The sequence below is a fragment of the Streptococcus sp. 1F3 genome (genome assembly GCF_054968985.1).
Genome location: NZ_JBUEQR010000092.1, coordinates 1 through 9,649 on the forward strand (window position 1 = coordinate 1; position 9,649 = coordinate 9,649).

Annotated in this window: 8 protein-coding genes and 1 pseudogene; all 9 read left to right on the forward strand. The window is 42.0% G+C overall.

Going from position 1 to position 9,649, the window contains the following annotated elements; all coding sequences use genetic code 11:
• Positions 1-886 precede the first annotated feature (886 nt).
• The 9 genes and pseudogenes from pepV to deoD all read left to right on the forward strand — a co-directional run bounded on the left by pepV (position 887) and on the right by deoD (position 9,563).
• Positions 887-2,284: a dipeptidase PepV gene (gene pepV, locus ACVPON_RS08370; protein WP_462878174.1), complete on the forward strand. Its 1,398-nt coding sequence runs from the start codon at positions 887-889 to the stop codon at positions 2,282-2,284.
• A 59-nt stretch (positions 2,285-2,343) separates the two neighbouring features.
• On the forward strand, positions 2,344-2,967 hold the full coding sequence (locus tag ACVPON_RS08375; protein ID WP_462878175.1) for a uracil-DNA glycosylase family protein: 624 nt from the start codon (positions 2,344-2,346) through the stop codon (positions 2,965-2,967).
• A gap of 29 nt (positions 2,968-2,996) precedes the next feature.
• Positions 2,997-3,235: pseudogene (locus ACVPON_RS08380) on the forward strand (flotillin family protein); the annotation flags it as partial.
• 165 nt (positions 3,236-3,400) lie between these two features.
• Positions 3,401-4,168 (forward strand): TPM domain-containing protein, encoded by a 768-nt coding sequence (locus tag ACVPON_RS08385; RefSeq protein WP_462878176.1) that lies wholly within the window; start codon positions 3,401-3,403, stop codon positions 4,166-4,168.
• 20 nt (positions 4,169-4,188) lie between these two features.
• Positions 4,189-4,767, forward strand: a complete 579-nt coding sequence (locus tag ACVPON_RS08390; RefSeq protein ID WP_462878177.1) for a LemA family protein — start codon at positions 4,189-4,191, stop codon at positions 4,765-4,767.
• Positions 4,768-4,901: 134 nt separating this feature from the next.
• The gene (gene rpiA / locus ACVPON_RS08395) at positions 4,902-5,576 is read left to right on the forward strand and encodes a ribose-5-phosphate isomerase RpiA (RefSeq protein ID WP_462878178.1); all 675 of its coding nucleotides are present in this window, start codon (positions 4,902-4,904) and stop codon (positions 5,574-5,576) included.
• A gap of 463 nt (positions 5,577-6,039) precedes the next feature.
• A complete protein-coding gene (locus tag ACVPON_RS08400) occupies positions 6,040-7,251 on the forward strand; it encodes a phosphopentomutase (protein WP_462878179.1) in 1,212 nt (403 codons plus the stop codon).
• 779 nt (positions 7,252-8,030) lie between these two features.
• Positions 8,031-8,840: a purine-nucleoside phosphorylase gene (locus ACVPON_RS08405; RefSeq protein ID WP_462878180.1), complete on the forward strand. Its 810-nt coding sequence runs from the start codon at positions 8,031-8,033 to the stop codon at positions 8,838-8,840.
• Between the two features lie 12 nt (positions 8,841-8,852).
• Positions 8,853-9,563 (forward strand): purine-nucleoside phosphorylase, encoded by a 711-nt coding sequence (deoD, locus tag ACVPON_RS08410; protein ID WP_462878181.1) that lies wholly within the window; start codon positions 8,853-8,855, stop codon positions 9,561-9,563.
• Positions 9,564-9,649: the final 86 nt, after the last annotated feature.

Below are 9,649 nucleotides of genomic sequence, written 5' to 3' on the forward strand. Positions count from 1 at the left end.
TATGGGACTTTTTTTCTATACTCAAAAAGGCTCCATAATCTCTACAGTGGATTTACCCACTACAGAAATTATAGAGCCTCTATTATATGGAAGTAAAAAGGTTAGAAAGATGCAATTGTGGTCATCTTTCTAACCTTTTTGAAATGAACAAGCATTTGATTTTTGATGAGTGTCATTGCAATAGTGTGAGATTTGACACATTCAGTTATAGGTGTTTCGTTTATTTTTAGTACTAGGCAAGGAGCTGCAGGCTGCTTCAACAGTCTAATGACTGTTGAAGGTTGGAAATCATACTGACGATAGTCAGTAACAATCGTAGAGTACGGCAAAGCGGGTTCCAATCATCTAGTAGATGATTGGAAGTTGGAAATAAGGAAACGTAGTTTCCACCATTCATCTAGTAGATGATTGGAAGTTGGAAATAAGGAAAGGTAGTTTCCACCATTCATCTAGCAGATGATTGGAAGTTGGAAATAAGGAAACGTAGTTTCCACCATTCATCTAGTAGATGATTGGAAGTTGGAAATAAGGAAACGAAGTTTCCACAATTCATCTAGCAGATGATTGGAAGTTGGAAATAAGGAAACGAAGTTTCCACAATCGTTGAAGTAATAAAAGGGAAACGAAATGAGTATAAATCAAGATACAAGAGCTTTTAGCCCGTATTCAATGATAAAGAGATAAAAACCATAAACCAGTTCGTATGCCTAATTGTTCCGATCTGTAATTTTCTATCGAAAAAGAATTTGCGGAAAATCTTTGGAGCATAAAATGTATAGAAGTGCTTTGTTCAGTTGTTTTCCCTGCCTTTTCCTTACCAAATCAATGAAATCTCTTTTAGTTTGTGATAGAATAGTATCAATTCATACTTGAAAAGGAGAATCAGATGACGATTGATTTTAAAGCGGAAGTGGAAAAGCGTCGTGAGGATTTGCTGGCTGATTTGTTCAGTCTACTGGCAATCAACTCTGAACGTGATGACAGTTTAGCAGATGCGGAGCATCCATTTGGACCAGGACCTGTCAAGGCTCTCCATAAATTCTTGGAGATTGCAGAGCGTGACGGTTATCCAACTAAAAATGTAGACAACTATGCGGGGCATTTTGAATACGGTGATGGTGATGAAGTGCTTGGCATCTTTGCCCACATGGATGTCGTGCCAGCAGGAAGTGGCTGGGATACGGATCCTTATACTCCGACCATTAAGGACGGAAAACTCTATGCACGTGGTTCAAGTGATGACAAGGGACCGACCATGGCGTGTTATTACGGTCTCAAGATTATCAAGGAATTGGGCTTGCCCATTTCCAAGAAGGTTCGCTTTGTTGTAGGGACAGACGAAGAGTCTGGTTGGGCAGACATGGACTACTACTTTGAGCATAGTGGGGTTAAAGAGCCTGATTTTGGTTTTTCACCAGATGCGGAGTTTCCGATTATCAACGGAGAAAAGGGAAATATCACCGAGTACCTCCATTTTGCTGGAAAAAATGATGGAGCAGCTCGTTTGCATCGCTTTACAGGCGGTTTGCGTGAAAATATGGTACCAGAATCTGCTACAGCCCTCATATCAGGAGAGCTGCCAAATCTTTCGGATAGATTAGCTACTTTTGCACAAGAGCATAAGGTCACCTTTGAATTGGTAGAAGAAGATGGCAAATTCAAGGTAACCATTATTGGGAAATCAGCCCACGGAGCCTCTCCGCAATCTGGTGTCAATGGTGCGACCTACCTAGCTCGTTTCTTACATCAATTTGATTTTGCAGGACCAGCCAAGGATTATCTCACTATTGCAGGAGAGATTTTGTTTGAAGACCATTTAGGACAGGCACTCGGTGTGGCACACACAGATGAGAAAATGGGAGCCTTATCTATGAATGCAGGTGTCTTTTGTTTTGACGAAACGGTAACAGACAACACGATTGCCCTCAATTTCCGTTATCCAAAAGGCACGAGCCCAGAAGCCATTCAGGCAGTTTTGAAGAAATTGGCTGTAGCCGATGTCACCTTGTCAGAACAAGGACACACCCCGCACTATGTGTCAATGGAAGATCCACTTGTTGCGACCTTATTAGATGTCTATGAAGGTCAGACAGGCTTGAAAGGCTACGAACAAGTTATCGGTGGGGGCACTTTCGGTCGTCTCTTAAAACGGGGTGTTGCCTATGGAGCGATGTTCCCAGGTTATACAGATACGATGCACCAAGCCAATGAATTTATAGATGTGGAAGACTTGATGCGAGCAGCAGCCATTTATGCAGAAGCGATTTATGAGTTAACCAAATGATAATGCTAAAATAATAGAAGGAGCTGGGCAGATTCTGGTTCCTTTCGTAAAGGGGAGTTATGCCAAGCCTAGCAAATATCCGATCAGCAATTATGAACGATCCAGCTAATCAAGTCTATACAGAACAAGGGATTCAGCCCTTGTTTCAGGCAGATAGTCAGGCAAAGCTTCTGATAGTTGGTCAAGCCCCAGGCTTGAAAGCCCAGAAAGGTCAGCAGTTATTTGCAGATCCGAGTGGTGATCATTTACGGGCATGGCTAGGTCTTGATGGAGATACTTTCTACAATGCCCAGCAAATCGCTATTCTACCCATGGATTTTTACTATCCAGGAAAGGGGAAATCGGGTGATTTACCGCCCAGAAAAGGCTTTGCAGCGAAGTGGCATCCGCAGATTCTAGCTACTATGCCTCAGCTTGAGATGGTTTTATTGATTGGTCAATATGCCCAGGACTATTATTTGAAAGAGAAGAAGAAGCGAACCTTGACGGCAACAGTCCGTTCTTATGAGGACTACCTACCGCGATACTTTCCACTCGTTCATCCTTCTCCCCGTAATAATATTTGGCAGGCTAAAAATCCTTGGTTTAAAGCAGAGCTAGTACCTGTCCTTCAAAACATTGTCAAGAACATGCTTTCGAACTGTGAAAATCCTTACAATAAGGAAGAAAAAATGATATACTAAAACTATAAAGCTAGAAAAGGTTTACTACTATCGTCATTGGTATTCTTGTTTTACTAGTGATTATCCTTTTTATTCTCGGTCATGTATCTGCTAAGCCCAATGAAGCGATTGTGATAACGGGTCTAGGCAAGCCTCGTCCCCTAATTGGTCGTTGGGGATGTATGATTCCATTTTTAGAAAAGTGCTCTTATATCAGTAGTGAGCAGTTCTCTACCGATGTTCAAACAACAGATTCGTATCGACCTTAGACGTTATCAATGTGAAAGCGGTCAAGCGATGGTAGGATGGTAGGTAGTGGAACAACACTCGTTGATAATCTAAAGACAGATTTTACATATCGCTTGGATGGAGACGAGAAAGACAAGGAGGAGTATCCGGGAAAGAGGATCTAAACTTGCTCTTTTCAAGAATAAATCTTCAAGGAGGTCATCTTATGAAGAAAGCTATGCGATGGCTTATCGGCATGTTGCTGGTTTCGCTTATTTTACTGCTCTCTATCCCTTCCGTGTTTGCACAAGTCCCTAATCGACCGCAAGAATCAACAGTATTGGATGAAACAAATTCTCTATCACAGGAAACAATTCAAGCTATTGACGATGAAAATAAGGTTTGGAAGACAAGGGAGGAACAGCTCCAAGTCGGGGTCTATATGACCAATCAACTTTCAGGTGATATCGAATCCTTGGCTAATGAGGTGTTTCGCAACTGGCAGATCGGCTTTGCGGGTACTGATAATGGTGTACTGGTTGTTATTGCCTTGGAAGACCGTAAGTTTCGGATTGAAACTTCAGACAAGGCGGCAACTGTGTTGACAGATGTTGCATCAAGGCGCATTTTAGAAGATGCACGTAGCTTTTTCCAACAGGGAGATTACGATGGCGGTGTTCGCTATATTGTAGATGCCATTGGAGATAGCTTTTATGGTACAAATCAAGCACGTACAGATAAATTAGAAGAACGATATGATAAAGATGAAGATGCCTATTTTGCCATCCCTGCCATTTTTATCTTGATCGTCATGTTCATCATTATGAAGAGTGGTGGCCGTGGAGGTCGTGGTGGCGGCGGTGGTAAAAGCTTATTATGGATGTTACTCAATAGTTCTAGCGGCTCTAGTAGCCACTCTGGTTCTTCAGGATTCGGTGGTGGTGGCTGGTCTGGAGGTGGCGGAGGTGGCGGTGGTGCCTCATCTGGTTGGTAGGAAAAAGAAAGGAATAGATAATGAATAAAAAACTCCTCTATATTCTCATTCCCATTTTAGCGATTGTCTTTATCGCAATGGGAGCGATTGGACAGTATAATGGTCTTGTTGATAGCTATGCGGAGGTTGAAAATGCCCAGTCGAATGTCGATACTCAATTGCAACGTCGTTATGACTTGATTCCCAATGTTGTAGCCTCTGTTAAGGGTGCTATGGAACATGAAAAAGAAGTCTTTACAGCCATAGCGGATGCGCGTGCGAAAATTGGCTCTAGTAAGCAAGGATCTGCCGAGTATAAAGAAGGGCAGAGCGAGCTTGATTCAGCAGTTTCTCGTCTCTTGGTTCTAACGGAGAACTATCCGCAACTTAATGCTAATCAGCAAGTCTCTGATTTGATTACAGAGTTAGAGGGAACAGAAAATCGTCTCCTAGTTGCCCGTAAAGATTACAATACAGTTGCGACAGCCTACAATAAAAAAATCAAACGATTCCCAACCAGCATTTACGCAGGAATCTTTGGTTATGAAAAAGTGGAACTATTTCAAGCTACATCTGACGCTTCAACAACTGTCCCAAGTGTCAATTTGGGAGATAAATAAGAATCGTAAAACACTTCAAAGACTAAAGAATGGTCGAAGTGTTTTTTTGCAATTTCAAAAGCTAATTTTCATTTTCAATACGGCTTGTAAAGTGGTATACTGGAAGGGAAAACGTTTTAAAAGGAGATGTAGTCATGGTAAACTTGAAAGAGCAGGTCGGCTTGAAAGCTGCAGAATGTGTGACAGATGGGATGATTGTTGGACTTGGAACAGGATCAACCGCCTATTATTTTGTGCAAGAGTTGGGGCGTCGTGTTCAAGAAGAAGGACTTTCTATCATTGGTGTTACAACTTCCAATGCGACCTCTGAACATGCCGCCTCTCTTGGTATTCCCTTAAAATCTATTGATGAAGTCCCTTATGTGGATGTGACAGTTGATGGGGCTGATGAAGTGGATGCTGCTTTTAATGGGATTAAAGGCGGAGGTGCCGCTCTTCTTATGGAAAAGATTGTAGCAGTAAACAGTAAGGACTGTATTTGGATTGTCGATGAGTCGAAGGTGGTTGATACCTTGGGTGCCTTTAAATTACCAGTTGAAGTCGTTCAATATGGGTCTGAAAATTTATTTAGGTCCTTTGAGGAAAAGGGGTATCGTCCAAGTTTCCGTATGAAAGATGGTAAAAAGCATGTGACAGACATGAAAAATTATATCATTGATTTAGATCTAAAAGAGATTGTAGATGCAGAAGCTCTAGCTAATGAATTAGATCATACCGTTGGAGTTGTGGAACACGGGCTCTTTATCCATTTGGTTTCAAAAGTGATCGTAGGCTATCCAGATGGAGTACGTTTCCTTGAAAAGCGTTAATACTTCGAGAATCAACACGATACTTATAGTGCTTGCATTCAAGATACGAGGGCGTGTAAAAAGCGACTGAAAAATAGAAGACTACCGAAGTGTTCGAGGAACGCAAGGAAGTCAGTCTTTTTTCCGAGCTTTTAGCTCGAGTTCAATTAAACCAAGATACGAGGGCGTGTAAAAAGCGACTGAAAAATAGAAGACTACCGAAGCGTTCGAGGAACGCAAGGAAGTCAGTCTTTTTTCCGAGCTTTTAGCTCGAGTTCAATTAAACCAAGATATGAGGGCGTATAAAAAGCGACTGAAAAATAGAAGACTACCGAAGTGTTCGAGGAATACAAGGAAGTCAGTCTTTGTTCTGAACTCAATTGTAAATGCTATATAGCTATCCTCAATCGTTTTACCTAGAAATGACGAGCAGAGTATCTATGTGTTATAATAGAGGTGATTATTCATATTAAAGGAGAAAAAGATGGCAAGGTTTAAACGCATGCATGTTATCGTATTAGATTCTGTAGGGATTGGTGCAGCGCCTGATGCAGATCAATTTTTCAATGCAGGAAAGCCAGATACGACTTCAGATACTTTGGGACATATCTCAGAAAAGGTGGGACTGACTGTACCCAATATGGCTAAAATTGGGCTTGGGAACATTGAGCGTGATACACCGCTTAAAACGGTTGCGATTGAAGAAAATCCCATAGGTTATGTAACGAAATTAGAAGAAGTATCACGTGGAAAAGACACCATGACAGGTCACTGGGAAATCATGGGACTTAATATCACAGATCCCTTTGACACGTTTTGGGAAGGTTTTCCAGAGGAGCTTCTCCAAAAAATTGAAGAATTTTCAGGACGGAATATCATTCGAGAGGCAAATAAACCCTATTCTGGAACAGCAGTTATTGATGACTTTGGTCCACGTCAAATGGAGACAGGAGAATTGATTGTCTACACTTCTGCAGATCCCGTACTTCAGATTGCAGCTCATGAGGAAGTGATTCCGCTGGAAGAACTTTACAAGATTTGTGAATACGCTCGTTCGATTACCCTTGAACGTCCGTCTTTATTAGGGCGTATCATCGCACGTCCCTACCTTGGAAGACCTGGGCATTTCGTGCGGACTGCTAATCGTCATGACTATGCTGTTTCTCCATTTGCTCCAACTGTTTTAGATCATTTGAAAGCAGCTGGTATTGATACCTACGGGGTTGGAAAGATCAATGATATCTTTAATAGTGCAGGGATTTCTCATGATATGGGACATAACAAATCCAACAACCATGGTGTTGACCAGTTGATCAAGCTTTTGCAAAAAGAGGATTTTACACAAGGGCTGTCTTTCACCAACCTAGTGGATTTTGATGCAGTTTATGGGCATCGTCGTGACGCCGAGGGCTATCGTGATTGTTTGGAAGAATTTGATGCTCGCCTGCCAGAAATCATGGAGAATCTTCGTGAGGATGATCTTCTTATGATTACAGCAGACCATGGAAATGATCCGACCTACGTCGGAACAGACCACACACGTGAGTATGTTCCCTTACTCCTCTTTGGAAAATCACTCAAAGGTGCTGGTCATATCCCAGTGGGACACTTTGCGGATATTTCAGCAACGATTGCAGAGAATTTTGGCGTTGAAAAAAGTCAGATTGGAGAAAGTTTCCTAGAGAAATTAGTCTAAGATGCAGTGAAAAATATGAATCTAAGGTAGCTCTCATAACTGAAATTGAAAAGCGAGTAGCCTGGTTTGTCAGGGAATTTATAGCGATTTCAGAGTGGGAAAAATGACGGAGTTGATCGAAGTCCAGTCCAGATGATTGCCTATCAGTTAGGCTGGTGGTACTTGTTGGAAAAGAGAAGGCACGACTTCTTGTCGTAGTATCGCATAGAGATTTTAAGTGGAATTAGCTGCATGGTCTTTGTCAGACCTTTATGCAACGCCTGATACATACTTTAAAGGTCTTGGCTCCTCAGTTTAAGGAAGAGCTAGGTCGTGTCTTAGAGTAGGTAGATTGCTATACTGACGAGGAGTTATTTCTGCCTAAGAGTTGCAAATGGGCAAGTTCAACACCTAGTATACTCATTTAGTTTAACTTTTATTACTTCAACGATTGCGGAAACTCCGTTTCCTTATTTCCAACCTTGCCCACTTCGCTCTCAAATTTCTAGGCTCAGGCTGAAACAGTCCGCCGAACTGTTTCACTCTTCCAGATGATTGGAACTCACTTTGCCTTACTCTACGATTGTTACTGACTATCGTCAGTATGATTTCCAACCTTCAACAGTCATTAGACTGTTGAAGCAGCCTGCAGCTTGTTGCCTAGTACTAAAAGTAAACTAAACAACTATAAGTGGTCTGTTTGGAAATGGATTCATATCAAGACCGTTGTATCATGTACCCACTTTCGAACCAAGATTCGAAAGTGGCAGAAAGTATATCAAAACAAGGAGAAACAGTAAATGTCACTAATGGAAAAAATTCAAGAAACAAAGTGTTTTTTGGAAAGGAAAGGTCTTACAGCACCAGAATTTGGTTTGATTCTGGGATCTGGTTTGGGAGAATTAGCCGATGAGGTAGAAAATGCTATTATCATTGACTATGCAGATATTCCAAACTGGGGGCGGTCAACTGTCGTGGGGCATGCTGGAAAATTGGTATATGGAGATTTAGCTGGAAAGAAAGTCTTGGCGCTTCAAGGACGTTTCCATTACTATGAAGGCAATCCAATGGAGGTTGTGACTTTCCCTGTTCGTGTGATGAAAGCACTTGGTTGCCACAGTATGATTGTGACCAATGCAGCAGGCGGAATTGGCTATGGCCCTGGAACCCTCATGATGATTCGTGATCATATCAACATGATTGGAACCAATCCATTGATCGGTGAAAACTTGGAGGAATTTGGTCCACGTTTCCCAGATATGTCAGATGCTTATAGCAAGGACTATCGCGTGAAAGTAAAAGAAATTGCAGCGAGTATCGGTGTCCAAGTAGAAGAAGGTGTCTATCTGGGAGTATCTGGTCCAACCTACGAGACACCAGCAGAAATTCGTGCCTATCAAACCATGGGGGCTTCTGCGGTTGGAATGTCAACGGTACCAGAAGTCATTGTGGCTGTACATTCTGGTATGAAGGTTCTAGGAATCTCAGCTATAACCAACTATGCAGCAGGTTTCCAAAGTTCACTGAATCACGAAGAGGTGGTCGAAGTGACGACCCGTATCAAAGAAGACTTCAAGGGATTGGTTAAGGCGATTTTAGCAGGATTATAAAAGGAGAGAAGAATGTCTATTCATATTGGAGCAAAGCTTGGTGAAATTGCTGACAAGATTTTATTGCCTGGAGATCCCTTGCGGGCAAGATTCATTGCAGAAAACTTCTTGGAAGACGCAGTCCTGTTTAATGAAATCCGTGGTATGTTTGGCTATACAGGAACCTATAAAGGAGAGCGGGTCAGTGTCATGGGAACTGGTATGGGCATGCCTTCCATTTCAATTTATGCCCGTGAATTGATTGTGGATTATGGGGTGAAACGCTTGATTCGTGTAGGGACAGCTGGGTCACTCAATCCGGATGTACATGTCCGTGAATTGGTCTTGGCACAAGCTGCAGCAACCAATTCAAACATGATTCGCAATGATTGGCCCATGTATGACTTCCCGCAGATTGCAAGTTTCAACTTGTTGGACAAGGCTTATCACATTGCTAAAGATTTGGGAGTGACAACGCATGTTGGATCTGTCTTGTCAACAGATGTTTTTTATTCGAATTTCTTTGAGCAGAATGTAAAATTGGGGACTATGGGAGTTCACGCTGTTGAAATGGAGGCAGCTGCACTTTACTACCTTGCTGCACAACATGGCGTAGAGGCACTTGGAATCATGACGATTTCTGATAGCTTGGTGAACCCTGATGAGGATACGACGGCAGAAGAACGCCAAACAACCTTTACAGACATGATGAAGGTAGGCTTAGAAACCCTTATTTCGAACTAAACAGTAAGAAAGTTGGGCTCTATAATTTCTGTAGTGGGTAAATCCACTGTAGAGATTATGGAGCCTTTTTGAGTATAGAAAAAAAG

What these genes read in the sequence shown, in the direction of transcription:
- deoD (WP_462878181.1), top strand. Translation starts at nt 8,853, where the DNA reads ATGTCTATTCATATTGGAGCAAAGCTTGGTGAAATTGCTGACAAGATT.
- rpiA (WP_462878178.1), top strand. Translation starts at nt 4,902, where the DNA reads ATGGTAAACTTGAAAGAGCAGGTCGGCTTGAAAGCTGCAGAATGTGTG.
- ACVPON_RS08390 (WP_462878177.1), top strand. Translation starts at nt 4,189, where the DNA reads ATGAATAAAAAACTCCTCTATATTCTCATTCCCATTTTAGCGATTGTC.
- ACVPON_RS08385 (WP_462878176.1), top strand. Translation starts at nt 3,401, where the DNA reads ATGAAGAAAGCTATGCGATGGCTTATCGGCATGTTGCTGGTTTCGCTT.
- pepV (WP_462878174.1), top strand. Translation starts at nt 887, where the DNA reads ATGACGATTGATTTTAAAGCGGAAGTGGAAAAGCGTCGTGAGGATTTG.
- ACVPON_RS08400 (WP_462878179.1), top strand. Translation starts at nt 6,040, where the DNA reads ATGGCAAGGTTTAAACGCATGCATGTTATCGTATTAGATTCTGTAGGG.
- ACVPON_RS08405 (WP_462878180.1), top strand. Translation starts at nt 8,031, where the DNA reads ATGTCACTAATGGAAAAAATTCAAGAAACAAAGTGTTTTTTGGAAAGG.
- ACVPON_RS08375 (WP_462878175.1), top strand. Translation starts at nt 2,344, where the DNA reads ATGCCAAGCCTAGCAAATATCCGATCAGCAATTATGAACGATCCAGCT.